The 23756-nt window shown below is 49.0% G+C and carries 33 protein-coding genes and 7 pseudogenes; 14 read left to right on the top strand and 26 right to left on the bottom strand.

Annotated elements, in window-relative coordinates; genetic code table 11:
• Positions 1-156 precede the first annotated feature (156 nt).
• The 4 genes from mutM to ACQGXV_RS11950 all read right to left on the bottom strand — a co-directional run bounded on the left by mutM (position 157) and on the right by ACQGXV_RS11950 (position 2016).
• On the bottom strand, positions 157-966 hold the full coding sequence (gene mutM, locus ACQGXV_RS11965; protein WP_222158570.1) for a bifunctional DNA-formamidopyrimidine glycosylase/DNA-(apurinic or apyrimidinic site) lyase: 810 nt from the start codon (positions 964-966) through the stop codon (positions 157-159).
• An 81-nt stretch (positions 967-1047) separates the two neighbouring features.
• Entirely contained in the window at positions 1048-1215 is a 168-nt protein-coding gene (rpmG, locus tag ACQGXV_RS11960; RefSeq protein WP_026738454.1) for a 50S ribosomal protein L33, read from the bottom strand.
• Between the two features lie 11 nt (positions 1216-1226).
• Positions 1227-1463 carry a 50S ribosomal protein L28 gene (rpmB, locus tag ACQGXV_RS11955; protein WP_195314938.1) on the bottom strand — a complete coding sequence of 79 codons (237 nt, stop codon included), beginning with the start codon at positions 1461-1463 and terminating at the stop codon, positions 1227-1229.
• A gap of 322 nt (positions 1464-1785) precedes the next feature.
• A complete protein-coding gene (locus ACQGXV_RS11950) occupies positions 1786-2016 on the bottom strand; it encodes a hypothetical protein (protein WP_440866495.1) in 231 nt (76 codons plus the stop codon).
• Here ACQGXV_RS11950 and ACQGXV_RS11945 point away from each other — a divergent pair.
• The gene (locus ACQGXV_RS11945; protein ID WP_440866494.1) at positions 2015-2692 is read left to right on the top strand and encodes an IS30 family transposase; all 678 of its coding nucleotides are present in this window, start codon (positions 2015-2017) and stop codon (positions 2690-2692) included. The genes ACQGXV_RS11950 and ACQGXV_RS11945 overlap by 2 nt on opposite strands.
• Before the next feature lie 37 nt (positions 2693-2729).
• On the opposite strand, the gene ACQGXV_RS11940 is transcribed toward ACQGXV_RS11945, so the two are convergent.
• Positions 2730-3629, bottom strand: a complete 900-nt coding sequence (locus ACQGXV_RS11940) for a transposase family protein (RefSeq protein WP_440862939.1) — start codon at positions 3627-3629, stop codon at positions 2730-2732.
• Between the two features lie 85 nt (positions 3630-3714).
• Between ACQGXV_RS11940 and ACQGXV_RS11935 the strand changes: the two genes are divergently transcribed.
• On the top strand, positions 3715-4029 hold the full coding sequence (locus ACQGXV_RS11935) for an IS30 family transposase (protein WP_440867322.1): 315 nt from the start codon (positions 3715-3717) through the stop codon (positions 4027-4029).
• On the opposite strand, the gene ACQGXV_RS11930 is transcribed toward ACQGXV_RS11935, so the two are convergent.
• From ACQGXV_RS11930 to ACQGXV_RS11910, 5 genes and pseudogenes are all read right to left on the bottom strand, one after another.
• A complete protein-coding gene (locus tag ACQGXV_RS11930) occupies positions 4015-4785 on the bottom strand; it encodes a hypothetical protein (protein ID WP_440866493.1) in 771 nt (256 codons plus the stop codon). The two genes, ACQGXV_RS11935 and ACQGXV_RS11930, sit on opposite strands and share 15 nt — an antisense overlap.
• A 166-nt stretch (positions 4786-4951) precedes the next feature.
• Positions 4952-5404: a transposase family protein gene (locus ACQGXV_RS11925; protein WP_440867390.1), complete on the bottom strand. Its 453-nt coding sequence runs from the start codon at positions 5402-5404 to the stop codon at positions 4952-4954.
• A gap of 11 nt (positions 5405-5415) precedes the next feature.
• Positions 5416-5775, bottom strand: a pseudogene (locus ACQGXV_RS11920) (IS5 family transposase); the annotation flags it as partial.
• Positions 5776-5976: 201 nt separating this feature from the next.
• Positions 5977-6434 (bottom strand): annotated as a pseudogene (locus tag ACQGXV_RS11915) (IS5 family transposase); the annotation flags it as partial.
• 20 nt (positions 6435-6454) lie between these two features.
• Positions 6455-6634: a hypothetical protein gene (locus ACQGXV_RS11910; protein WP_440866492.1), complete on the bottom strand. Its 180-nt coding sequence runs from the start codon at positions 6632-6634 to the stop codon at positions 6455-6457.
• A 46-nt stretch (positions 6635-6680) separates the two neighbouring features.
• On the opposite strand from ACQGXV_RS11910, the gene ACQGXV_RS11905 reads away from it, so the two are divergent.
• Entirely contained in the window at positions 6681-7046 is a 366-nt protein-coding gene (locus ACQGXV_RS11905) for an IS630 transposase-related protein (RefSeq protein WP_440862584.1), read from the top strand.
• Positions 6970-7503, top strand: coding sequence for an IS630 family transposase (locus tag ACQGXV_RS11900; protein ID WP_440862665.1), 534 nt, complete (start codon positions 6970-6972; stop codon positions 7501-7503). The genes ACQGXV_RS11905 and ACQGXV_RS11900 overlap by 77 nt, the downstream gene beginning before the upstream one ends.
• Before the next feature lie 19 nt (positions 7504-7522).
• Here the strand turns inward: ACQGXV_RS11900 and ACQGXV_RS11895 are convergent, their stop codons facing one another.
• From ACQGXV_RS11895 to ACQGXV_RS11860, 8 genes are all read right to left on the bottom strand, one after another.
• Complete coding sequence (locus ACQGXV_RS11895; protein ID WP_440866491.1) at positions 7523-7693, bottom strand: transposase family protein; 171 nt, start codon at positions 7691-7693, stop codon at positions 7523-7525.
• A complete protein-coding gene (locus ACQGXV_RS11890; RefSeq protein WP_440862551.1) occupies positions 7671-8882 on the bottom strand; it encodes an IS256 family transposase in 1212 nt (403 codons plus the stop codon). Before ACQGXV_RS11890 ends, ACQGXV_RS11895 begins: the two co-directional genes overlap by 23 nt.
• A 50-nt stretch (positions 8883-8932) precedes the next feature.
• A complete protein-coding gene (locus ACQGXV_RS11885; protein WP_440866490.1) occupies positions 8933-9133 on the bottom strand; it encodes a hypothetical protein in 201 nt (66 codons plus the stop codon).
• A 41-nt stretch (positions 9134-9174) separates the two neighbouring features.
• A complete protein-coding gene (locus ACQGXV_RS11880) occupies positions 9175-9708 on the bottom strand; it encodes an IS630 family transposase (RefSeq protein WP_440862665.1) in 534 nt (177 codons plus the stop codon).
• The gene (locus ACQGXV_RS11875) at positions 9632-9997 is read right to left on the bottom strand and encodes an IS630 transposase-related protein (RefSeq protein ID WP_440862584.1); all 366 of its coding nucleotides are present in this window, start codon (positions 9995-9997) and stop codon (positions 9632-9634) included. The genes ACQGXV_RS11880 and ACQGXV_RS11875 overlap by 77 nt, the downstream gene beginning before the upstream one ends.
• Before the next feature lie 259 nt (positions 9998-10256).
• The gene (locus ACQGXV_RS11870; protein WP_440866489.1) at positions 10257-10499 is read right to left on the bottom strand and encodes a hypothetical protein; all 243 of its coding nucleotides are present in this window, start codon (positions 10497-10499) and stop codon (positions 10257-10259) included.
• Between the two features lie 12 nt (positions 10500-10511).
• Positions 10512-10661, bottom strand: a complete 150-nt coding sequence (locus ACQGXV_RS11865; RefSeq protein ID WP_440866488.1) for a hypothetical protein — start codon at positions 10659-10661, stop codon at positions 10512-10514.
• Positions 10662-10743: 82 nt separating this feature from the next.
• Complete coding sequence (locus ACQGXV_RS11860; protein WP_440866487.1) at positions 10744-11205, bottom strand: hypothetical protein; 462 nt, start codon at positions 11203-11205, stop codon at positions 10744-10746.
• Positions 11206-11346: 141 nt separating this feature from the next.
• Between ACQGXV_RS11860 and ACQGXV_RS11855 the strand changes: the two genes are divergently transcribed.
• The 7 genes and pseudogenes from ACQGXV_RS11855 to ACQGXV_RS11825 all read left to right on the top strand — a co-directional run bounded on the left by ACQGXV_RS11855 (position 11347) and on the right by ACQGXV_RS11825 (position 16021).
• Positions 11347-11694, top strand: coding sequence for a transposase (locus tag ACQGXV_RS11855; protein WP_440866486.1), 348 nt, complete (start codon positions 11347-11349; stop codon positions 11692-11694).
• 162 nt (positions 11695-11856) lie between these two features.
• Positions 11857-12468, top strand: a pseudogene (locus ACQGXV_RS11850) (IS5 family transposase); the annotation flags it as partial.
• A 379-nt stretch (positions 12469-12847) separates the two neighbouring features.
• On the top strand, positions 12848-13933 hold the full coding sequence (locus ACQGXV_RS11845) for a heavy metal translocating P-type ATPase (RefSeq protein WP_440866485.1): 1086 nt from the start codon (positions 12848-12850) through the stop codon (positions 13931-13933).
• An 82-nt stretch (positions 13934-14015) separates the two neighbouring features.
• The gene (locus ACQGXV_RS11840; RefSeq protein ID WP_440866484.1) at positions 14016-15329 is read left to right on the top strand and encodes a heavy metal translocating P-type ATPase; all 1314 of its coding nucleotides are present in this window, start codon (positions 14016-14018) and stop codon (positions 15327-15329) included.
• A gap of 57 nt (positions 15330-15386) precedes the next feature.
• Positions 15387-15536: a hypothetical protein gene (locus ACQGXV_RS11835; RefSeq protein WP_440866483.1), complete on the top strand. Its 150-nt coding sequence runs from the start codon at positions 15387-15389 to the stop codon at positions 15534-15536.
• Positions 15496-15693, top strand: coding sequence for a heavy-metal-associated domain-containing protein (locus ACQGXV_RS11830; protein WP_440866482.1), 198 nt, complete (start codon positions 15496-15498; stop codon positions 15691-15693). The genes ACQGXV_RS11835 and ACQGXV_RS11830 overlap by 41 nt, the downstream gene beginning before the upstream one ends.
• Positions 15677-16021: a metal-sensitive transcriptional regulator gene (locus tag ACQGXV_RS11825; protein WP_440866481.1), complete on the top strand. Its 345-nt coding sequence runs from the start codon at positions 15677-15679 to the stop codon at positions 16019-16021. Before ACQGXV_RS11830 ends, ACQGXV_RS11825 begins: the two co-directional genes overlap by 17 nt.
• A gap of 44 nt (positions 16022-16065) precedes the next feature.
• On the opposite strand, the gene cpxA is transcribed toward ACQGXV_RS11825, so the two are convergent.
• Together cpxA and cpxR are read right to left on the bottom strand one after the other, a co-directional pair.
• On the bottom strand, positions 16066-17439 hold the full coding sequence (cpxA, locus tag ACQGXV_RS11820; RefSeq protein ID WP_440866480.1) for an envelope stress sensor histidine kinase CpxA: 1374 nt from the start codon (positions 17437-17439) through the stop codon (positions 16066-16068).
• A gap of 16 nt (positions 17440-17455) precedes the next feature.
• The gene (cpxR, locus tag ACQGXV_RS11815; RefSeq protein WP_440866479.1) at positions 17456-18154 is read right to left on the bottom strand and encodes an envelope stress response regulator transcription factor CpxR; all 699 of its coding nucleotides are present in this window, start codon (positions 18152-18154) and stop codon (positions 17456-17458) included.
• Positions 18155-18489: 335 nt separating this feature from the next.
• Here cpxR and ACQGXV_RS11810 point away from each other — a divergent pair.
• Positions 18490-18696 (top strand): annotated as a pseudogene (locus ACQGXV_RS11810) (Spy/CpxP family protein refolding chaperone); the annotation flags it as partial.
• 392 nt (positions 18697-19088) lie between these two features.
• On the opposite strand, the gene ACQGXV_RS11805 reads toward ACQGXV_RS11810, so the two are convergent.
• From ACQGXV_RS11805 to ACQGXV_RS11785, 5 genes and pseudogenes are all read right to left on the bottom strand, one after another.
• Complete coding sequence (locus ACQGXV_RS11805; protein WP_440866478.1) at positions 19089-19736, bottom strand: transposase family protein; 648 nt, start codon at positions 19734-19736, stop codon at positions 19089-19091.
• A 120-nt stretch (positions 19737-19856) separates the two neighbouring features.
• On the bottom strand, positions 19857-20186 hold the full coding sequence (locus tag ACQGXV_RS11800; RefSeq protein ID WP_440866477.1) for a helix-turn-helix domain-containing protein: 330 nt from the start codon (positions 20184-20186) through the stop codon (positions 19857-19859).
• Positions 20187-20275: 89 nt separating this feature from the next.
• Positions 20276-20743 (bottom strand): annotated as a pseudogene (locus ACQGXV_RS11795) (tyrosine-type recombinase/integrase); the annotation flags it as partial.
• Between the two features lie 35 nt (positions 20744-20778).
• A complete protein-coding gene (locus ACQGXV_RS11790; protein WP_440867389.1) occupies positions 20779-21714 on the bottom strand; it encodes an IS3 family transposase in 936 nt (311 codons plus the stop codon).
• A gap of 46 nt (positions 21715-21760) precedes the next feature.
• Positions 21761-22390: pseudogene (locus tag ACQGXV_RS11785) on the bottom strand (IS30 family transposase); the annotation flags it as partial.
• A 152-nt stretch (positions 22391-22542) separates the two neighbouring features.
• Between ACQGXV_RS11785 and ACQGXV_RS11780 the strand changes: the two are divergent.
• Both ACQGXV_RS11780 and ACQGXV_RS11775 read left to right on the top strand, forming a co-directional pair.
• Positions 22543-22881 (top strand): IS630 transposase-related protein, encoded by a 339-nt coding sequence (locus ACQGXV_RS11780; protein ID WP_440862928.1) that lies wholly within the window; start codon positions 22543-22545, stop codon positions 22879-22881.
• On the top strand, positions 22805-23338 hold the full coding sequence (locus tag ACQGXV_RS11775; RefSeq protein WP_440862665.1) for an IS630 family transposase: 534 nt from the start codon (positions 22805-22807) through the stop codon (positions 23336-23338). Before ACQGXV_RS11780 ends, ACQGXV_RS11775 begins: the two co-directional genes overlap by 77 nt.
• Positions 23339-23359: 21 nt before the next feature.
• On the opposite strand, the pseudogene ACQGXV_RS11770 reads toward ACQGXV_RS11775, so the two are convergent.
• A pseudogene (locus tag ACQGXV_RS11770) lies at positions 23360-23551 on the bottom strand (ATP-binding cassette domain-containing protein); the annotation flags it as partial.
• Positions 23552-23756 lie beyond the last annotated feature (205 nt).

The raw sequence follows: 23756 nt of genomic DNA, 5'->3' as shown, positions 1-23756 counted from the left end.
CGTAACGTAGGTTAACTTTATATGCTGCTTATCAAGCGGATGCCGTGCGGCAGTAGCGTACTCGTGGTTCACCGATAAAATCCTCAGTTTTGTAATCTTGTTGGTGCTTTTCCAGATTCGCCCTTTAAACGGCAACCTGGCGTTATTTATCCAGCATCACTTCTGGCAGCAACGACAATAAAATGTACTACGCTGCCCATGTTTTTTCGTTAACAACGGTGTTCCGCATACGCGGCAACGTTCCCCCGCACGACCATAAACCTGCAATTCCTGCGCAAAATACCCCGGTTTACCATCTGATTGTAAAAAATCCCTTAACGTCGTCCCGCCTTGCTCAATCGAACGCTGTAGTACCTGCTTTATCGACTGAACGAAATGCGCAGATTCTGATTCGCTCAGCGAACCTGCCGCACGATCGGGATGAATGCCCGCCATAAAAAGGGATTCGCTGGCATAAATGTTTCCTACGCCAACCACCACCTTGTTATCCATCACCCACTGCTTAATCGCCGTGTGTTTACCGCGAGAACGTTGATAGAGATAGTCGGGGGAGAATTCCTCACTCAAGGGTTCCGGGCCAAGATGAGCAAGTACGCTGCTGGTTTCAAGATCCGTCGTCCACAACCAGGCACCAAAACGTCGGGGATCGGTATAACGCAGGACATGGCCGTTGTCCATGACCATATCCACATGATCGTGCTTATCGGGAGGGAGATATTCCGGCAGAATGCGTAAGCTGCCAGACATGCCCAAATGTACAATAATCCAGCCGTCAGGCAGTGCAAACAGCAGGTATTTTGCCCGGCGCGCTATGCTCAAAATAGGCTGGTCACTCAACGCGAGGATCTCGTTGGACACTGGCCAACGCAAGCGGGGATTACGCACGTCAACGTGCAGGATGGTGTGTCCGACAAGATAGGGGGATATCCCGCGGCGGCTCGTTTCAACCTCTGGTAATTCCGGCATTTTCTCCTCCTGAACACTCCCGCGGCTAACGTAGCATAAAAAAACCCGGCCTTGGCCGGGTTTTTAATAAGTCCACTAAAATTACTTGATTTTAGCTTCTTTATAGATCACATGCTGACGGACAACCGGATCGAATTTCTTCAGTTCCAGTTTTTCCGGCTTAGTGCGCTTGTTCTTCGTCGTCGTGTAGTAATGACCAGTACCGGCAGAAGAAACCAGCTTGATCTTCTCGCGAACACCTTTAGCCATGATTCAGTTCCTTAGTACTTTTCACCACGGGTACGCAGATCGGCCAGGACCGCTTCGATACCCTTCTTATCGATAACACGCATACCTTTAGCAGATACGCGCAGCGTTACAAAGCGTTTTTCGCCTTCAACCCAGAAACGATGGGAATGCAGGTTCGGCAGAAAACGGCGTTTGGTCGCATTCAGTGCGTGGGAACGGTTATTACCGGTCACCGGACGCTTGCCAGTAACTTGGCAGACTCGGGACATGTCTATTCTCCAAAAATCAAATCAGCTCGAGCTTCGTAGAGGATGTTGGCCGCCTCGTCAGGCTTTAGAGCCCATCTCAGCAGCTTTACAAGTAAAGATGCTGTCATCAGGGTAAACCTGCTGAGATAGGCTCTTAACGCCACACCCAAGATTCTCAAAGGTGGCGTAGTATACGCTCTAGCGCGGATGTGCTCAAGTCCCGAGCAGCGAAAGATCTCTAAGGATCGCGGGAAATATGCGAACGAAGCAGCCTGGCGGCTGCAAATCGAAGTGTGGCAGAATAGCGATATTCTGAAACCCGCCAGCCGAAGGTTATCCCGTGTCACATTCCCCTGAGCATCAGCGCGTTCATACAAAAATGGTTAAGCAGATTTTCAAAACGGTGGTCCGACAGGGCAACCTCCCTTACCAGCAATTCCGCCTTTTCGTTGACAACGATCCTGACTGCACAGAGTGGTTCTGGCCCCATTCCCACTCGAAACGCAACAAAGTGACCCACTTGCCAGAGTCGGATAAAATCACCGTTCTGGCCATACTGGAGAGCCTGTTGCATGCAGGGAAAACATCTGACTCAGAAAGAACGGTTCTACATCGAAAAGCGGCGTGGTGAAGGTGTCAACCAAGCTACCATCGCCAGAGAGCTTGCTCTGCCTCGCTCGACCATCAGCAGGGAACTCAGACGCAATACCGACCCTACTTTCAATGGTGTCTACTGCTGTAGAAGGGCGGACACTCTGGCCCGGGAACGCCGTCATAAGCCTCTGCCAAACAATGCTTTTTACCCGTTGGAGCCACACATTCAGAACTTCATCAGGCAGGCGCTTTCCACTCACTCTTCACCTGAAATCATCAGTGGCCGTTTGCACCTGGAATTCGGTATATCTGTCAGCAAGAATACGCTATATCGCTATATCCTGCAGGAGAGACAGGCTGGCGGAGAGCTATATCAGCAACTTCCTCATCGGGGAAAACGTTACAGGTACAATGCCGAAAACCTCAAATCAGGCCCTATTCCCAACCGTGTTGGTATTGAGTATCGCCCAGCTCAAGCCGAGCTTAAACAGGAGCCTGGCCACTTCGAAATTGACACTATTTTTGGCAAAGACCAGAAGTCATTCTTGTTAACCATCGTAGATAAAGCATTGAAAACCGTCATCATTCGCAAACTGTCTAATAAGCGTGCGGAGACTGTGGTTGCTGCTTTCAGGGACATTAAGCGTGTTGCTTAATAGTGAAATAAGGGTGTTTCGGTGATTGAAGTAAATTTTACGCTGTTCTGAGATGGAAATTCCAAAGACCGGCGCTAAGGAGTAAGAAGGTATCATCAATAAAGGGTCTACGATTCCGTAAAATTTGGGTCATGCAACCGAGGCGCTTGATACCCGCGATGGCGTGTTCAACTGTAATACGGATGCCCGAGATTATTTTATTTTCTTGTTTTTGTTCAGGCGATAAAGGTCTTTTTCGAGTTCCTTTTTTTGGAATTTGTGTATTAGGATGCTGTTTATCTATACCTTGAAAACCGGTATCTGCCCAGATGGTTACCTCAGGAGGAATATGGCGAATTATATCGACTTTATCGAGTAAGCGTTTATCGTGACGGCGCCCATTTTTGCTCATGGGGATAAATCCAATTTGCCTTGTTTCGTCAGTCATAATAAGCCCTTTTCGAGTGGTCTGTCTTTTCTTTCCCGAATACATTTTTTTTCGCCGACGCAGATTCTTAGGCTTTTGGACAGGTCGCTCTGTCCCATCAATAAAGACGTCTTTAACTCCAGGAAAGGCGCGAAAAAATTCCTCAGCAGAGCGAATTTGACGAGCGGGCAAAACACATTCTCGCCCCAAGGTCATCTCTAAAACCGGCAATAATATTTTTACCCAGCGACATACCCGTGTTCTATCTAAACCAAAAAGAAGTCCTTGCAAATCATAGGTCGGATAACATTTTAAATACAATAAAATAAAAAGCAGTTTATCTAATGGGGTTGGGATAAATCCTTTCTGCCCTGCACCCATCTGCCGCTCGTGATCTTTTCGATTCTTTTTCCGATAAATCAAATAACAAGCTGAAAATTCAGCGGCTAAATTTTTCAATTCTTCGACTGATAATCCAATGATTGCTTTACATAAACGATTATCTCGTAACAACCGCTCTTTGTTGATCATTTCAAACCTTTATTCTCTAAGTTAAACCTCTTTTTATTCTCAATAGCCTGACAAAAAATGCAAGTCTCTATTCAGCAACTAGTTTATTGAAGCTAATACCTTTTGCAAGTTTAAGACCCTAACAGCTGATAACGGCCCTGAATTCGCTCTGCACGAGCAAATTACTCAAATCACAGGGGCGCAGGTCTACTTTGCCCATCCTTATCATTCCTGGGAGAGGGGCTTGAATGAGCACACCAACGGGCTGATACGACGTTTTTACCCAAAGGGAACAGACTTCAGTCAGGTCAGTCATCGTAAGATTGCCGAACTCGAACACATACTCAATACAAGGGGCAGAAAATCGCTGGGCTATCGTTCTCCCAATGAGGTATTTTTAACGCACTTACTGGTGGCATAAGCCTCTACCGTTTTGTTGCGTTTCGAGTGGGAATGGGGCCCCCAGACAATTGGTGGCGTGAGCGTCATTCGGCCGCTTATTTAACGTGGATACCACCGTGGTCAGCGCTGTGCATTGATACCCCTCTTCGGTATCGCTGCCATCCCAGGTGAACGCGGTGAGGTCTTCCATATTCCAACTGGCGTTTTCTGCGCTTTTCAACGGCGCAATGGTGCGTAACAGCTCGCTGTCTTTGAGATAGGCCGCATAGTCACGGTGTACCAGCGATTGGGTCAGCAGCGTGTGCAGTGCCACGGCGCGTTCTTCATGGGTCTGTTGTTCGCCGGTTTGTTGGCGCAGCAGGTCGGCATTGGCAGCGCTTTTCAGCACCGCTGAGCGGAAACGCAGATTTTTAACCGGGCTGTCAGGCGCAAAAATAGCCTCAGGGTGGCCTGCTTTGACCAGCGTTTCTGCCAGCGACAGTTGCAGATACTGCTGCTGAGTTTCGTTGGTTTTCAACGTCAGCAGGTGCCGCCAGTGCGTTTCTGCCGCCTGCCAGCCGTGTTCGGCCTCCAGCGCCAAACCGCGCAGTACCTGGAGGCTGAAATGGGTGGTGTCCGTCAGATCCTTGCCCGTTTCTTCCGGAATCAACGCCAGCGTGGCCACCGCATCCCGCTGCTGATAATAGTGGAAGGCGGCGTGCAGGTAGCGATACTGCTGCTGCATACCGGCATCGTCAAACATCGCCTGCTGGGCGAACAGTTCGGCTTCTGACAATGCAGGCCACTGCATCTAGCCTTTATCACTGCGCAGCCGTTTCAGATCTTGCACCAGCATCAGCAACGGTGCGTCTGGCGTCTGAATAAAGCTGCTGCTTTCCAGCAATTTATTAAGCGTGTTGCTTAATAGTGAAATAAGGGTGTTTCGGTGATTGAAGTAAATTTTACGCTGTTCTGAGATGGAAATTCCAAAGACCCGCGCTAAGGAGTAAGAAGGTATCATCAATAAAGGGTCTACGATTCCGTAAAATTTGGGTCATGCAACCGAGGCGCTTGATACCCGCGATGGCGTGTTCAACTGTAATACGGATGCCCGAGATTATTTTATTTTCTTGTTTTTGTTCAGGCGATAAAGGTCTTTTTCGAGTTCCTTTTTTTGGGATTTGTGTATTAGGATGCTGTTTATCTATACCTTGAAAACCGGTATCTGCCCAGATGGTTACCTCAGGAGGAATATGGCGAATTATATCGACTTTATCGAGTAAGCGTTTATCGTGACGGCGCCCATTTTTGCTCATGGGGATAAATCCAATTTGCCTTGTTTCGTCAGTCATAATAAGCCCTTTTCGAGTGGTCTGTCTTTTCTTTCCCGAATACATTTTTTTTCGCCGACGCAGATTCTTAGAATCTATCCCAATAGGATTTTATTCCAGACAATGATGCCGCAGGTAAAATGCAGCATCGCCTCATAATTTTCGACTTTCTTCTCCCAGCGAGTCAGAACCCGACGAAAGCGATTCATCCAGCTGTGCGTTCTCTCCACTACCCAGCGGTGAGCTTTAAAATCCGTGTTTTTGATGGCTTCCGACTCCTCTTTCCTTGACTGGATATGAGGTTCGTAACGACGACTTTTCAGACAGGCCTCCTGCCATCCGGCTTCATAGCCTTTGTCCAGACAGAGGCGGAGCTTTCTGCCGCGTCTGCCCGTCTGAAGGGCGTCGAGAGTATCAGCAACCAGCTTTATGTCGTGGGTATTTGCCCCTGAGACAGGCTTTGTTGAATAATTTAAGATACTGATTTATATAAGCATTATAAAATTTCAACGACTAATTTTTCCTCTCGGAATGCTTTTTATTGTGCTAACTATTTGATTTGTCGTTCTAACAAAATACATTCTCTGTAAATGCATTCTCTGTAAATGCATTCTAACTAAAGAAGATGTAAATCAAACGGTTAAATTATTCAACAAAGCCCCTGAGACAACCAGAGAGAGGGGAAGCCCGTTCGCATCGGTCATCAGGCTACGCTTTACACCCTGTTTCCCCCGGTCTGTGGGATTCCGTCCTGTTTTTTTGAGCCTGCCAGCGGTGACTTCGTCATACAACCATCCATCGACAGCCATGACCAGTCGATAGCATCCAGCTGCTCGCAGGCCAGCAACCCGTTCTGCCAGAACCGTTCAAAAACTCCTGCATCCCGCCACTCCTGGAAGCGGCGGTGAGCGGAGCTTGACGAGCATATCCCGGTGGCATTCAGGGCATTCCACTGGCAACCCGTTCTGAGCACAAAGAGAATGGCGTTCATTGCGGCACGATTATCAACCCGCCTGCGATGCGTACCCAGCGGATGGTGGGTTTTGTGTTCCGGGAGCAACGGAACCATTTTCCCCCAGGGTTCATCGCTGATCTGCCACTTATTGCTTGCCATACTGCCCTCAGAAATTGCCATTACTTATTAACTGACAATTCCTTTTGGGATAGGTTCTTAGGCTTTTGGACAGGTCGCTCTGTCCCATCAATAAAGACGTCTTTAACTCCAGGAAAGGCGCGAAAAAATTCCTCAGCAGAGCGAATTTGACGAGCGGGCAAAACACATTCTCGCCCCAAGGTCATCTCTAAAACCGGCAATAATATTTTTATAGCTAAACGACTTAATTTTGATTACATTATTTAAATGAGCTATTCAATTGATTTTAGACGTAAAGTGATATCTACACGGAAAAACGAAGGGTTGAGTATCCGAGAAACAGCGAAGCAATTTCGGATTGGCCCTGCCTCTGTATCGCGTTGGATTAATCAAATAGAGTCAAAAGCATCGACCACGCGTCAGCGAAAGATCGATAAATCCGAGTTGATAAAAGATGTTGAACAATATCCAGATGCTTACCAAAAAGAACGTGCAGAGCGTTTTGGCGTTTGTCAGAAGGCCATTTGGCAAGCGCTTAAAAAGCTGGGATTGACCTATAAAAAAAACTCTACGTCATCCGAAAGCCGACGAAAACGCCCGGCAGGGATTTCAACAAAAAAAACAACAGTATGAAAAAGAAGGTAAACCTATTGTTTTTATTGATGAAAGTGGTTTTTCACACGATGCCCCACGGACTCACGGCTATTCCCCAAAAGGTCAACGGTGTTTTGGCCTGAAGAACTGGGGAGCTAGGGGAAGAACAAATGTTATCGGCGCTTTATTAGGCACAACGCTGTTTGCTATCGGATTATTTGATATCAATATTAACAGCGATGTTTTCTATGCCTGGGTCACACAAGTCCTTATCCCAGTACTCCCTAAAAACAGTGTAATCATGATGGACAATGCCACTTTTCACAAAAAACATAATATTCAACAAGTCATCATCGATGCAGGGTATATGGTGGAGTATTTGCCTACATATTCGCCAGATCTTAACCCAATTGAGCATAAATGGGCACAAGCAAAAAGCAAAAAAAGAGAGATGGGTTGCGATACAGAGAGTTTGTTCTCAGTCCATATGGTGTAATCAAAATTAAGTCGCTTGGCTATACCCAGCGACATACCCGTGTTCTATCTAAACCAAAAAGAAGTCCTTGCAAATCATAGGTCGGATAACATTTTAAATACAATAAAATAAAAAGCAGTTTATCTAATGGGAGTCTGTAAAGAATTTTGTGTAAATGGCTCCATTGCTTAACCGGAGATTCGTTCTCCATACATCAACATGAATTGGCTCATAGCAGGTTTCCAGTCTCTGATTGGCAAGGTCCATTTAGCAGAGATATTATGCAAGGCTAGATAGAGTAATTTTATCACCGAGTCATCCGTTGGAAATATTCGTCGCGTTTTCGTTATCTTGCGCAATGAAGCATTTAACGACTCTATCGCGTTGGTGGTGTAGATAACCTTGCGGATCTCCGGCGGAAAGTCAAAAATGACGATGAGACGTTCCCAATTATTTCTCCACGACGGGCTGATCGTCGGGAACTGTTCATCCCATTTGGCCGCGAAGGCATCCAGGGCCTCTTCAGCGCCCTCTAGCGTTGCGGAACTATAGATGGTGCGCAGGTCAGCAGCAACGGCCTTACGCTCTTTCCAGCCGACGTAGCGCAGCGAGTTCCGCACCTGATGCACAATGCAGAGCTGTACCCGCGTATGCGGGTAAACAGCTTCAATGGCATCAGGAAAGCCTTTCAGGCCATCGCAGCAGGCGACGAAGATGTCCTTTAGCCCACGATTTTTCAGTTCTGTCATCACAGATAACCAGAACTTGGCCCCCTCAGTTTTGGCTATCCATAGCCCCAGCAGCTCTTTTTCGCCCTGGCCGTTGACGCCGAGGGCCAGATAAACAGACTTGTTGGCCACGGCTCCGCCGTCCTGGCTTTTGACAACAATACAGTCAAGGTAAACAATGGGATAAAGCGCATCCAGCGGCCGTTGCTGCCAGCGCTTAACTTCATCCATCACAGCATTGGTCACTTGAGAAATGAAGCCAGCGGAAACATCGACCCCGTAGACTTCTTTAAAGTGTGCCTGAATATCACGGGTTGATAACCCTCTGGAATAGAGAGAAATAATGCGGTCATCGAAGCCGTTAAGCTGTTTTTCGTGCTTACCGATCAGTGTCGGCTCGAAGGTACTGTTGCGGTCGCGCGGAATATCGAGCTCGATCTCCCCATTTTGGCTACGTACGCTCTTGGATGTCTTGCCATTGCGTGAGTTGCCTGAATGATTACCAGCCGGGTCATGCTTAGCATACCCAAGGTGCATCTCCATCTCAGCTTCAAGAACCCGTTCCGCCAGTCTTTTAGTCAGCACCTTGAGTAGGCCTGATTCACCCAGCAGATCCTGAGGGGAGTGACAATCTTGAAGCAGTTGGTCAATAAGTTCGTTGCTGATAGGCATTTTGTTATCCTTTGAAGGTTTTCCTCAAAATGCCATTTACACAGATTATTTTACAGTCTCTCTAATGGGGTTGGGATAAATCCTTTCTGCCCTGCACCCATCTGCCGCTCGTGATCTTTTCGATTCTTTTTCCGATAAATCAAATAACAAGCTGAAAATTCAGCGGCTAAATTTTTCAATTCTTCGACTGATAATCCAATGATTGCTTTACATAAACGATTATCTCGTAACAACCGCTCTTTGTTGATCATTTCAAACCTTTATTCTCTATAGCCAAGCGACTTAATTTTGATTACACCATATGGACTGAGAACAAACTCTCTGTATCGCAACCCATCTCTCTTTTTTTGCTTTTTGCTTGTGCCCATTTATGCTCAATTGGGTTAAGATCTGGCGAATATGTAGGCAAATACTCCACCATATACCCTGCATCGATGATGACTTGTTGAATATTATGTTTTTTGTGAAAAGTGGCATTGTCCATCATGATTACACTGTTTTTAGGGAGTACTGGGATAAGGACTTGTGTGACCCAGGCATAGAAAACATCGCTGTTAATATTGATATCAAATAATCCGATAGCAAACAGCGTTGTGCCTAATAAAGCGCCGATAACATTTGTTCTTCCCCTAGCTCCCCAGTTCTTCAGGCCAAAACACCGTTGACCTTTTGGGGAATAGCCGTGAGTCCGTGGGGCATCGTGTGAAAAACCACTTTCATCAATAAAAACAATAGGTTTACCTTCTTTTTCATACTGTTGTTTTTTTTGTTGAAATCCCTGCCGGGCGTTTTCGTCGGCTTTCGGATGACGTAGAGTTTTTTTTATAGGTCAATCCCAGCTTTTTAAGCGCTTGCCAAATGGCCTTCTGACAAACGCCAAAACGCTCTGCACGTTCTTTTTGGTAAGCATCTGGATATTGTTCAACATCTTTTATCAACTCGGATTTATCGATCTTTCGCTGACGCGTGGTCGATGCTTTTGACTCTATTTGATTAATCCAACGCGATACAGAGGCAGGGCCAATCCGAAATTGCTTCGCTGTTTCTCGGATACTCAACCCTTCGTTTTTCCGTGTAGATATCACTTTACGTCTAAAATCAATTGAATAGCTCATTTAAATAATGTAATCAAAATTAAGTCGTTTAGCTATAAGTTAAACCTCTTTTTATTCTCAATAGCCTGACAAAAAATGCAAGTCTCTATTCAGCAACTAGTTTATTGTCGATTTCGTTATTGATGGTATGTAACGCATCCAGATCTTTCTGCGCGGCGATTACGCGCTGATAGCGTGCCGACAAGGCATTTTCATCGCCGATCACCCAGTAGGCGCGTCGATAAAGTCCACGGGCAGAATCGGCATAACGGCCCTTCGGTTAGGCTTGCAGATAGGCGTCAATACGTTCGACCGCGCGACAACCTTGCTCTTTATCCGCCTTATCGACATTGAACATGTTGTATTCATCCAGCGCATTTTCCATCGCTTGATTCAGCGACACGCGAATCAACATGTAGCGCGCGGTTTCGGCCACCCACGGCTGGTTGGCTGTGGTGAGCGATTGAAAGCCACTGTTGGCCTGTTCAAACAGACCCTGATAAAAGGCCACCGCGTTAATCAAATACTGCTTGAGCTATCCGACATGGCCGTCCGCAGGCAGCGTCGCGAGGTAGCCGGTCATGGTGGCTAAGGTGGTTGCGGAAGAGAGCATATTGATACGGGCTTGTGCCAACGTGATGCGCTGCGGTTCGGTGAGTTGGGTATTTGCCAGCAGTATAGCCAACCGACTTAAAAATGATTACATCCTATGCCCTGATATGCGGCAAAGAAGCATAGCTGGCTGTTATCAAAATAATGTCGCTTGGCTATACATCAAAAAAGGCTTCGACTGCGCTGGTATCGTTGGAGATATGACGCCCTTCGTTTTCCTCTGGTGCCAGCGTATCCATCTGCGCTTGCACCTCGGCAGGAAGGTTTAGCTGTTTGGCTTTGGCTGCCAGCGGTGAGAGTTTATTCACACTGTCCGCCGTGGCGTCGTCCTCGCTGGTCTCACTGGCTGTCAGCCCCATGACGCGATAGGCGGTAAACGGGTTCACGCGGGTTCGTGTCTGATCGGGCAATGGCTGTGGCAGTGGAATGGCCAAATGGTGGCGGCTGCTTTGCAGTAGGATCAGATTGACGCGGGTGTCGTTATTGGGCTCCAGATAAGGCAGCGCCGCAATGCCGCATTCGGCATCGGAAAATCCGCATACATCATCACCTGAACTCAACGCCTGGCCGCTGAAAAGAAGTGCAAGTGCGCCAGCCAATAAGGAAACACCTTTCATTATCACTTCCTGTTTGACGGACAAGGAGCAACGCGGTCGCACCACGCGTTACTCAAACTGACTGCGGCTTTGTTGAATAAATCGAACTTTCAGGGGATCGCCGGATCAAAGCACTATCATCGCTCCCGATAGCAGCTCCCCATGGCAAAGCAAAAGTTTAAAATCACCAACTGGCCCACCTACAACAAAGCACTCAGACAACGCGGCTCCCTGACGGTCTGGCTTGATGAGTCCGCCATCGCTGCATGGACTGACAGTGCTTCGCCTGAAGGTCGTGGTCGGCCGCTTTACTACACCGATATGGCTGTTACCACGGTTTTGATGATAAAGCGCGTGTTTAACCTGTCGCTCCGGGCATTACAGGGCTTTGTCGACTCGGTTTTTACACTGATGAGCCTGCCACTGCGCTGCCCGGACTACTCTCTGGTCAGTCGGCGGGCAAAAACCGTCAGTATCAGCATGGCTTTGTTGAATAATTTAACCGTTTGATTTACATCTTCTTTAGTTAGAATGCATTTACAGAGAATGTATTTTGTTAGAACGACAAATCAAATAGTTAGCACAATAAAAAGCATTCCGAGAGGAAAAATTAGTCGTTGAAATTTTATAATGCTTATATAAATCAGTATCTTAAATTATTCAACAAAGCCTATCAGCATAAAAACGCCAACGCGTGGTGAAATCTCGCATCTGGTCATCGACAGTACCGGTCTGAAGGTCTTTGGCGAAGGTGAATGGAAAGTCAGGCAGCATGGGGCTGACAGACGACGAGTGTGGCGCAAGCTTCATCTGGCAGCAGACAGTGCGACGCATGAGATTATCTGTGCCGACTTATCGCTCAGCGGAACGACAGATGCGCAGGCACTGCCGGGCCTGATTAACCAAACCCACCGAAAAATCAGGGAAGTGTCAGCAGACGGTGCTTATGACGCCCGTTACTGCCACGATGCGTTGCTAAGAAAGAAAATCAGGCCCCTTATCCCGCCGCGAAGCGGAGCCAAATACTGGCCGGACAAGTACCATGAACGTAACCATGCGGTGGCGAATCAGCGTCTGAGCGGGAATAATGATATGTGGAAAAAGAAAGTGGGTTATCACCGGCGTTCAGTGGCAGAAACAGCGATGTTCCGCATAAAAACTTTGCTGGGTGGCCATCTGAGCCTGCGTGACTATGAGGCTCAAGTAGGTGAAGCCATAGCGATGGTCAAAGCGCTGAACCGTATGACGTTGTTGGGTATGCCACACAGCGTCAGGATAGGATAACAGGTGTAGCAGAGGGAGTCATCCTGTCGGCTAATTCTGATTTATTCAACAAAGCCACTGACTGCCCTGATAAATAGCGGGAAATACCGCTCACTCTACTGAAGGAGCAGCAAAACACAACAGGCAGATGACTGAAATTCGAGTCACGGCAGGCTTCTGTGTACTGTGATGATTTGCCTCTGTCCGCTGGCGTGATGGGGCTGAACGTACCGCCTTCCTGCAACTCGAATTATTTAGGGTATAAATATATTTAGCACTATGTTGCTAACAATATACCCGTATGGGGTATATTGTTAGCAACATCAGGGGGAGTGTTATCCCCTCACCGACAAGGCTGATATAGACGCCTTTTAACGGAAAGTCTAAGGATAACAACGAAATGAATAATGCTAGCGATCCTCTCTCATTGCACCTTCCCATTAGCGGCATGTCCTGCGCGGCCTGTGCAGTACGCCTTGAGCGTGTGTTGAACCGCTTGCCGGGGGTGGAAGCCAACGTTAATTTCGCCAGCGAGCGTGCGCGTGTCCGGCTGCAAGGGGAAAGCAGTACGGTGCAGGATGTGGTCGCGGCGATTCATAAGGTCGGTTTTGACGTGGTGGAACAGAATCTCACGTTGGAACTCTCCGGCATGAGCAGCGAGCTCTGTGCTGAACGTATTCAGGCGGCACTCGAAGCCCTGCCGGATGTACATGCGACGGTACTGTTTGCCAGCAGCCGAGCCAGTGTGCGCTATCGTCCCGGCGTGGTTAGCCCGGAACAGATGGTGCGCGCGATTGAGCAAGGTGGCTTTCAGGCTCATGTGGTCGATGGCGCTCAGCGCGGTGAGGAACGCGAATGGCGCGAACGTGCCTGGCAGCGCGAACGCCGCGAGTTTCTGATTGCGGCTGTGCTCACTGTGCCGCTGATGGCGGAAATGGTCGGGATGTTTTTCGGCAGTGGGCATCTACTGCCCGGCTGGCTGCAAGCCTTGTTGGCAACGCCGGTGCAGTTCTGGAGCGGACGTCATTTCTACCACCGCGCCTGGAGCGCATTACGCAGCGGCACCTCCAACATGGACGTACTGGTCACGCTGGGGACCAGCGTAGCTTATCTGTTCAGTCTGTTTACATTACTGACCACGCCGCACGATCATCTCTATTTTGAAGCCAGCGCCGCGATCATTACGCTGGTGCTGTTGGGTAAGCTGCTGGAAAGCAGAGCGAAAACCAAAACCGGTGCCGCCATTGAAGGCTTGCTCAACCTGCAACCGTCCATCGCCCATGTGGAAGTGGACGGTGAGATTGAGGATCGCGATGTGGCCAGTCTGCACAGTGGCGATATCTTTGTGGTGCGTCCCGGTGAGAGTATTCCTGTCGACGGCGTCATTCTTGATGGTCTCTCAGAGGTCAATGAATCGATGCTCACCGGTGAAAGTGTGCCAGTGGTGAAAGCGGTGGGTGCCGAGGTGTTTGGTGCGACGCTATAGCCAACCGACTTAAAAATGATTACATCCTATGCCCTGATATGCGGCAAAGAAGCATAGCTGGCTGTTATCAAAATAATGTCGCTTGGCTATAAATCAAAGCGGTATGCTGCGCGTCAAAGCCACCGGGGTGGGGAGCAATACGGCACTGGCACGCATTATTCGCATGGTAGAAGATGCACAGGGTTCTAAAGCAGCAGTACAGCGTCTGGCGGATAAAATTTCATCGGTGTTTGTGCCGGTGGTAGTCGCCATCGCGCTGCTGACCTGGTTGACACACTGGTTTATCAGCGGGGATTTGGCCTCCAGTTTGGTGAGTGCGGTGGCGGTGCTGGTGATTGCCTGCCCTTGTGCACTCGGGTTGGCGACGCCGACGGCGATAATGGTGGGTACTGGGCAAGGGGCGCGTGCCGGTATCTTGTTCCGCAATGCCAATGCGTTAGAGCAAGTACAACGCTTGCAAGTGCTGGTGTTGGATAAAACGGGCACCATCACAGAGGGTAAGCCTTCGGTCAGCGATGTACTGCCAGACGCTGCGGTGGCCGACGCCGAGCTGCTGCGTGTCGCGCTTTCTCTGGAACAGTATTCTGAGCACCCGCTCGGACAAGCGCTAGTACAGCATGCGCGGGATGCCGGTGTGGAAGCCGTCGAGGTGAGTGCGTTTCAGGCGGTGATTGGCCGGGGAGTAAAAGGTGAAGTCGCCGGTGAAACCTGGCTGTTGGGGTCACCGCGTTTTCTGGATGAAAATGACATCGTGCTCGATCAGGCGCAGATTGCCACACTGGAAGCGCAGAGAAAAACGGTGATTGCTGTGGCTCGCGCTGGCCTTCTGTTGGGGTACATTGCGCTGGCAGACAAGGTGCGCGACGATGCACGCACTGCGATCGCCGACCTGCAACATCAAGGCATCGAGGTCATGATGTTGACGGGAGACAATCCCCGTGCCGCGGCGGTAATCGCCAAACAGGTGGGGATCACCAACGTGGTGGCTCAGGTGCTGCCGGAGCACAAAGCGGCGGAGATACAGCGCCTTCAGGCCAGTGGACGCTGTGTCGGTATGGTGGGCGACGGTATCAATGATGCGCCCGCATTGGCGGCGGCGGATGTGGGCTTCGCCATTGGCGCGGGCTCGGACATTGCGCTGGATACGGCGGATGTGGTGCTGATGCGTAACCGTCTTGATAGCCTGCTGGATGCCATCAGCCTGTCGCGTGCGACGCTTGGCAAGGTGAAACAGAATCTGTTTTTTGCGTTTTTCTACAACGTGCTGGGCATTCCGCTGGCGGCGTTGTCGTTACTGAATCCGGTTATTGCCGGGAGTGCCATGGCGCTCAGTTCGATTTCGGTGCTGAGCAATTCATTGCTGTTACGTCATTGGAAACCGACCCGGCGCGATTGATATTCTGAGCCTTACCGCTCCGCCCGGTGTCACACAATGTGAAATGGAGAGTATTTTATGTCCTATGCTACAATCAACGTCGAAGGTATAGCCAACCGACTTAAAAATGATTACATCCTATGCCCTGATATGCGGCAAAGAAGCATAGTTGGCTGTTATCAAAATAATGTCGCTTGGCTATATGTCCTGCGGCGGCTGCGCCAGTAAGGTCAAGAACGCGCTGGAAGCGCTCAATGGGGTTCAGGGTGTGCAGGTCACGCTGGAAACCGGTCTGGTAAACGTGGAGTACAATGAGACAGAAAAAGCCAACCCAGACGTCTTCCGCGACACTGTCGAAGGACTCGTCTTTGACGTCGTCGCGTAAATGCGAGTTTTGTGCCGCTGACACGGAAGCGGCCAATTCTGCCGATGAACCGGGCGTGCGCCGTGTGGTTCAGCCGCGTAAGAAAGCGCTGCTGAACCGGCTCAACCGGATCAACGGTCAGGTTAACGGTATCGGTCAGATGATCGAGCAAGACCGTTATTGCGTTGATATCCTTAATCAGATTTCTGCGGCGCGTTCCGCCCTTAACGCTGTCGCCAACCAATTGCTGGCCGATCACACCAACGGTTGCGTGCGTAAGGCGGTATTGGACGATGGCGGGGAAGACGCGATAGCAGAACTGCTGCAAGTGATTCAGCGTATGCGCTAGCGGGGCGGCGCATACGCGCCGTACCCCAGTTCGTTATTTTGTGCTTAGCGTTCGTTTAGCGGCAGCCAGATGGTCAGACGCAACCCCCCTAACGGGCTGTCTCCTGCTTTAACCCAGCCTTTATGTTGCGTAATCGCATTCTCCACAATCGCCAACCCTAGCCCCGTGCCGCCCGATGCCCGATCGCGCGCTTCATCGGTGCGATAGAACGGACGGAAGATTTGCTCGCGATCTTCAGGGTTAACGCCAGGGCCATCATCGTCAACGTTAATGGTGAATCCTTGATTATCAACGGCAAAGGCGACGCTGATATGCGTGTTTGAGTAACGCAGGGCGTTGCGCACCACGTTTTCGAAGGCGCTTTCCAGTGCGGAACGGTTACCGAACAGCGGCCAGGGGCCGGGTGGATAGGGCACGTCCAGCGTTTTGCCCATTTGCTCGGCTTCAAAACGGGCATCGTCCAGCACATCTCCCCACAGTTCGTCGGCACGGATATATTCACGCCCCAGCTCGTTCTTGTGCTGATTACGCGATAACACCAACAGGTCGTTGATCATGCTGTCCAGCCGCTGCGTTTCGGTTTCAATGCGGTTCAGCTCGTTGTTCTCGCCCTGGCGACGGCGCAGTAACGCGGAAGCCAATTGCAAGCGTGTCAACGGCGTGCGCAGCTCATGGGAAATATCAGAAAGCAGACGTTGTTGCGCGGTCACCATGCGTTCCAGCGCGCTGACCATTTGGTTAAAGCTGACGCCAGTGGCAAGGAACTCTTGCGGCCCGGCTTCCAGTTCGGGGTGCTGGCGCAGGTTGCCTTGCGCCACTTCATCCGCAGCAATTTTCAGCTTACGTGCCGGTTTTGCCAGGCTCCAGGCCAACCAGAGCAGCAGCGGTGTGCTGATTAGCATGGTGACAATCAGTAACAGCAGCGGGCGGTCCAGCAGCAAATTGATAAAATCGGACTGCGGGCTGTTGGCCATGCGGATCAGGTAAACCTGGTAATTATCCTCACCGTCGCGCACGGAAAACGGCCCAAGCAGCTCGAGCCGGCCATAATTTTTCTTCTGCGGATGGTCGGCATTATCGGACTGGCCGATAAAGTTACGCACAATCTGCATTTCGGTTTTTTGCAGCGTACCGAAAATGCGCCCTTCGCTTGTGACGAAAACCAGACGCTGCCCCGGCGGTGACCATTTTTCGATCACGCGAAACAGGCGTCGCCACCAAAACAGATCGTTGGGCGGATCGGCGGCAAGATCGGCTTCGATATGCTGCTCCAGCATCACGCCCTGACGATACTCATTTTCCAGCAGCGCCGTCATCTGGCGTGAGTCCAGCTTGGGCAACATCAGCACCAGCATTAGTACCAACGCCAGCGTCAGCCAGAAAATGGCGAAAATGCGCGAAGTCAAACTGTCGATCACGCCGCAGATACCTATCTTAACTTGTTGATACCATTAAATAACCACGTCCACGCAGCGTCTTAAACCAGGGTTGCCCGTCCTTACGTTCCGGCAGTTTACGTCGCAGGTTGGAAATGTGCATGTCTATCGCACGATCGAACGGCGTCAGACGTTTACCCAGCACTTCCTGACTGAGATGTTCGCGCGACACCACTTGTCCCAACCGCTGCGCTAGCAGGTAGAGCAGCGTAAACTCGGTGCCAGTGAAATCCAGAACTTCGGTGTCGAAGCTCGCTTCCTGACGCCCCGGATTGAGGCGCAGACCGTCCACTTCAAGGGTCGGTGAACCGTTATCCGTGGTCTGCTGCTGCTCAGTCCACGATGAGCGGCGTAAAATGGCGCGAATGCGGGCCACCAGTTCACGATCGTTAAACGGTTTAGGCAGATAGTCATCTGCCCCCAGTTCCAGCCCCAGAACGCGATCCAGTTCGCTACCGCGAGCGGTTAGCATGATGACGGGCGTCTGATGCTGCTGCCGCACCTCTTTCAAGGTGTCGATGCCGTTTTTCTTCGGCATCATGACGTCCAACAGCAGCAAATCTACCGTACTGTCCAATACGTTTAATGCCTGTTCGCCATCGTGGGCAACGACAACGTTAAAGCCTTCCATTTCGAGCAACTCTTTCAACAAAGCGGTGAGTTCTTTGTCGTCATCCACCAACAGAATCTTGTTCATGATTAGGCTACCTCCAGGGGAAAAATACGTCATAGATCGACGCTATTCCATGACTTTACGTAGTTTTACATCCTCTGACGCATGTTTGCAGCAAGGTGTTTAGACTTGTGTTCATTGATTCACAGATTGGCGCATTATACCGGGGGGTGATGATGCTACGGCGCATAAAAATCTCTCTCATTTCATTGCTGATGTTCGGTGTCGTTAACGTATCAGTAGCCGATAGCGATAGTGCGTCACTACCCGGTTGGCACCATGGCGATGCAGCCTTGCGAAACGCCATCAGTCAGCGCGGTCTGTTTGACGGTGTGAAACTGACGTAGCAACAGCGTAAACACATGCGTGACCTGATGCAACAGGAAAGGCAAGACGCGCCCGTGCTGCACTTAAATGATATAGAAAAAATGCATACTTTGGTGACCGCTGAGAAATTTGATGAAGCGGCCGTCAGAAAACAGATTTCGCAGATGATGCAAGCGCAGGTTGAGCGCAAGATAGAAATGACACGTGTGCGAAATAAAATGTATAACTTGCTGAATTAAGACAAAAAATTAGTTCTTGAACAGCGATATCAACAGCGAATGAACGAGATGCGGCAGCAGTTATCCCAGGCTGAAGCATCCATGTCCCCCCTCTGGGGCGCTGAACAGTGAACCGAATCCCTGAGTAACCCTGTAGTGAGAGTAGTAAGAAGTTGATTTCCTTGCCATAGACACAATCCCTGTCTTTTAGCCCTCCATGATGGAGGGCCTTTTTTTTGCGGTTTTTCAGATAATGCTTTCAAAAACAATTGCCTGTTAAGCGATTACAAGCAATCACAAGCGGTTAAATAGTGGTCAGTAATGGGCCATTTTCCGCAAGTGTGGACGACATGTGGACGATAAGCGTGTTGCTTAATAGTGAAATAAGGGTGTTTCGGTGATTGAAGTAAATTTTACGCTGTTCTGAGATGGAAATTCCAAAGACCGGCGCTAAGGAGTAAGAAGGTATCATCAATAAAGGGTCTACGATTCCGTAAAATTTGGGTCATGCAACCGAGGCGCTTGATACCCGCGATGGCGTGTTCAACTGTAATACGGATGCCCGAGATTATTTTATTTTCTTGTTTTTGTTCAGGCGATAAAGGTCTTTTTCGAGTTCCTTTTTTTGGGATTTGTGTATTAGGATGCTGTTTATCTATACCTTGAAAACCGGTATCTGCCCAGATGGTTACCTCAGGAGGAATATGGCGAATTATATCGACTTTATCGAGTAAGCGTTTATCGTGACGGCGCCCATTTTTGCTCATGGGGATAAATCCAATTTGCCTTGTTTCGTCAGTCATAATAAGCTCTTTTCGAGTGGTCTGTCTTTTCTTTCCCGAATACATTTTTTTTCGCCGACGCAGATTCTTAGGCTTTTGGACAGGTCGCTCTGTCCCATCAATAAAGACGTCTTTAACTCCAGGAAAGGCGCGAAAAAATTCCTCAGCAGAGCGAATTTGACGAGCGGGCAAAACACATTCTCGCCCCAAGGTCATCTCTAAAACGGCTTTGTTGAATAATTTAAGATACTGATTTATATAAGCATTATAAAATTTCAACGACTAATTTTTCCTCTCGGAATGCTTTTTATTGTGCTAACTATTTGATTTGTCGTTCTAACAAAATACATTCTCTGTAAATGCATTCTAACTAAAGAAGATGTAAATCAAACGGTTAAATTATTCAACAAAGCCCTCTAAAACCGGCAATAATATTTTTACCCAGCGACATACCCGTGTTCTATCTAAACCAAAAAGAAGTCCTTGCAAATCATAGGTCGGATAACATTTTAAATACAATAAAATAAAAAGCAGTTTATCTAATGGGGTTGGGATAAATCCTTTCTGCCCTGCACCCATCTGTCGCTCGTGATCTTTTCGATTCTTTTTCCGATAAATCAAATAACAAGCTGAAAATTCAGCGGCTAAATTTTTCAATTCTTCGACTGATAATCCAATGATTGCTTTACATAAACGATTATCTCGTAACAACCGCTCTTTGTTGATCATTTCAAACCTTTATTCTCTAAGTTAAACCTCTTTTTATTCTCAATAGCCTGACAAAAAATGCAAGTCTCTATTCAGCAACTAGTTTGATCTTAAACATCAATTTTCCCTCGCAATGGGTTGAGGGTAATTGCATGTTGCAGGTAGTCCGGGGCAAGGTGAGCATACGTCATAGTTTGCTGTATGCTGGCGTGCCCTAAGATCTGCTGTAACGCTACCAAGTTCCCTCCATTCATCACAAAATGACTGGCAAACGTGTGGCGCAAAATGTGTGATGCCTGGCCTTTTGGAATGTCTGGCTTTACTGCCCTGATTTGCTCACAGAACGCCGGATAATCCACTTTAAACAGCTTTCCGGTTTCACTGGTTTTGATGATCTGTGAAACTTCCTCCGATATGGGGATCGTTCGGTTCTTGCCGTTTTTCGTTTCCATGAATGTTACCCTGCTGTTTATCACTTGTTCAGCCCGTAGTGAGCTGGCCTCACCCCATCGTGCGCCAGTGCTCAGGCATAACACTGCCAGCCTGTATGCATCGCCATCTAACACTGATAAAAGCCTCGGTGCGTGTCAAGGTAGTTGTCGCCCCAGTTGATTCATACGGCCTGTTTTTCCCGTTCCGGATTTAGCCACACTTCGTCCTGCCGCTCCCAGTTTCTTGTTGGCCCTGACCAACGATGCGGGTTCTGCATTTTTGCTGCCTCATACACCGATTTTCGCTTTACCAGCAACTGGCTGTCTTCGCCTCTGTGCCGCTGGCCCGGCGTGACATACCGGATACCGCTATGGCGATGTTCCTCGTTGTACCAGCCGACGAAGGTTTCCACCCAGGCTCGCGCATCTTCCAGCGTTGCAAAGCCTTTTTCAGACCATGCAGGCACGTATTTCTGCATCCTGAACAGCGATTCCGCGTGGGCGTTGTCGTTGCTTACCCGCGGCCGACTGTGTGACGGGGTTATCTTCAGCTCCGCAAGCTTCACCTGCAGCACCTGTGACTTCATCGGTGCACCGTTATCCGCATGCAGTACCAGCGGCTCCTGCCAGCAGCGCTCGCTCAGCACCGTTCGCTTCAGCAGTTCTGCTGCATACTCGCCGCTTTCGACCGGGTACACCTCATAACCCACTATTTTGCGACTGAACACATCTTCTATGAGATACAGGTAGAACCAGTGACCCGCCGTCAGCGACTTCAGCCAGGTGATGTCCCACGACCACACCTGGTTCGGCGCGATCGCCTTCCATGTCGACAGCGGCTTACTTTGCGGGGCCTGCTGACGCCCGCGATGACTGACCTCTCCGGCACGGCGCAACACCCGGTAAAACGTCGATTCACTGGCAACGTAACGCCCCTCATCGGCTAGTGCCGGTACGATTTGCGCCGGCGACAGACTGGCGAATCGTGGCTCATGGCAGATGGCCAGCACCTGCTGTTCCTCTTCAGCACTGAGCCTGTTTTTCGGCATCGGCCGTGATGCCGTCGGTCGCCGGTCGTCAGGACTTAGCCGCCAGCGCTGGAACGTCCGCTCGCTAATACCTACAGCCCCATCCCCACTCGAAACGCAACAAAACGGTAGAGGCTTATGCCACCAGTAAGTGCGTTAAAAATACCTCATTGGGGGAACGATAGCCCAGCGATTTTCTGCCCCTTGTATTGAGTATGTGTTCGAGTTCGGCAATCTTACGATGACTGACCTGACTGAAGTCTGTTCCCTTTGGGTAAAAACGTCGTATCAGCCCGTTGGTGTGCTCATTCAAGCCCCTCTCCCAGGAATGATAAGGATGGGCAAAGTAGACCTGCGCCCCTGTGATTTGAGTAATTTGCTCGTGCAGAGCGAATTCAGGGCCGTTATCAGCTGTTAGGGTCTTAAACTTGCAAAAGGTATTAGCTTCAATGTCCCTGAAAGCAGCAACCACAGTCTCCGCACGCTTATTAGGCAGTTTGCGAATGATGACGGTTTTCAATGCTTTATCTACGATGGTTAACAAGAATGACTTCTGGTCTTTGCCAAAAATAGTGTCAATTTCGAAGTGGCCAGGCTCCTGTTTAAGCTCGGCTTGAGCTGGGCGATACTCAATACCAACACGGTTGGGAATAGGGCCTGATTTGAGGTTTTCGGCATTGTACCTGTAACGTTTTCCCCGATGAGGAAGTTGCTGATATAGCTCCCCGCCAGCCTGTCTCTCCTGCAGGATATAGCGATATATAGCTAAACGACTTAATTTTGATTACATTATTTAAATGAGCTATTCAATTGATTTTAGACGTAAAGTGATATAGCCAAGCGACATTATTTTGATAACAGCCAGCTATGCTTCTTTGCCGCATATCAGGGCATAGGATGTAATCATTTTTAAGTCGGTTGGCTATATCTACACGGAAAAACGAAGGGTTGAGTATCCGAGAAACAGCGAAGCAATTTCGGATTGGCCCTGCCTCTGTATCGCGTTGGATTAATCAAATAGAGTCAAAAGCATCGACCACGCGTCAGCGAAAGATCGATAAATCCGAGTTGATAAAAGATGTTGAACAATATCCAGATGCTTACCAAAAAGAACGTGCAGAGCGTTTTGGCGTTTGTCAGAAGGCCATTTGGCAAGCGCTTAAAAAGCTGGGATTGACCTATAAAAAAAACTCTACGTCATCCGAAAGCCGACGAAAACGCCCGGCAGGGATTTCAACAAAAAAAACAACAGTATGAAAAAGAAGGTAAACCTATTGTTTTTATTGATGAAAGTGGTTTTTCACACGATGCCCCACGGACTCACGGCTATTCCCCAAAAGGTCAACGGTGTTTTGGCCTGAAGAACTGGGGAGCTAGGGGAAGAACAAATGTTATCGGCGCTTTATTAGGCACAACGCTGTTTGCTATCGGATTATTTGATATCAATATTAACAGCGATGTTTTCTATGCCTGGGTCACACAAGTCCTTATCCCAGTACTCCCTAAAAACAGTGTAATCATGATGGACAATGCCACTTTTCACAAAAAACATAATATTCAACAAGTCATCATCGATGCAGGGTATATGGTGGAGTATTTGCCTACATATTCGCCAGATCTTAACCCAATTGAGCATAAATGGGCACAAGCAAAAAGCAAAAAAAGAGAGATGGGTTGCGATACAGAGAGTTTGTTCTCAGTCCATATGGTGTAATCAAAATTAAGTCGCTTGGCTATAGTGCTCATGCGCACCGGAAAGTACCGCCATCAGCGTGGATTTGCCTGCGCCATTGGCACCGGTCAGCGCGTGGATAGAGCCGCCTTCTAGCGTGAAATCGACCTGCGTCAGCGCAGCGAAGCCGGAAAAGGCAATGGAAATCCCACGCATTTCCAGTTTGTGTGGCGTTGGCGGATGTGTGTGCGTCATGGCGGTTATCCCAGGAAAAAAGACATCTGATCGGCCAGATCTTTCACGGGGTGATAACGCCTGGCAATGAACGAAAACGCATAAGAATAAGATAAAGCAAAATGTTATTAGCCGTCCAGATGTCCAGACGTAACATGAAGATAATTCATAAAACAGGCGCTTACCGAGCAACATGAAAAAAATGCATCATGATGCTTTCGATGTT

Source organism: Symbiopectobacterium purcellii (assembly GCF_052050035.1).
GTDB classification, from domain to species: Bacteria; Pseudomonadota; Gammaproteobacteria; order Enterobacterales; family Enterobacteriaceae; genus Symbiopectobacterium; species Symbiopectobacterium purcellii_A.
This window is presented reverse-complemented; position numbering and strand designations above follow the sequence as displayed.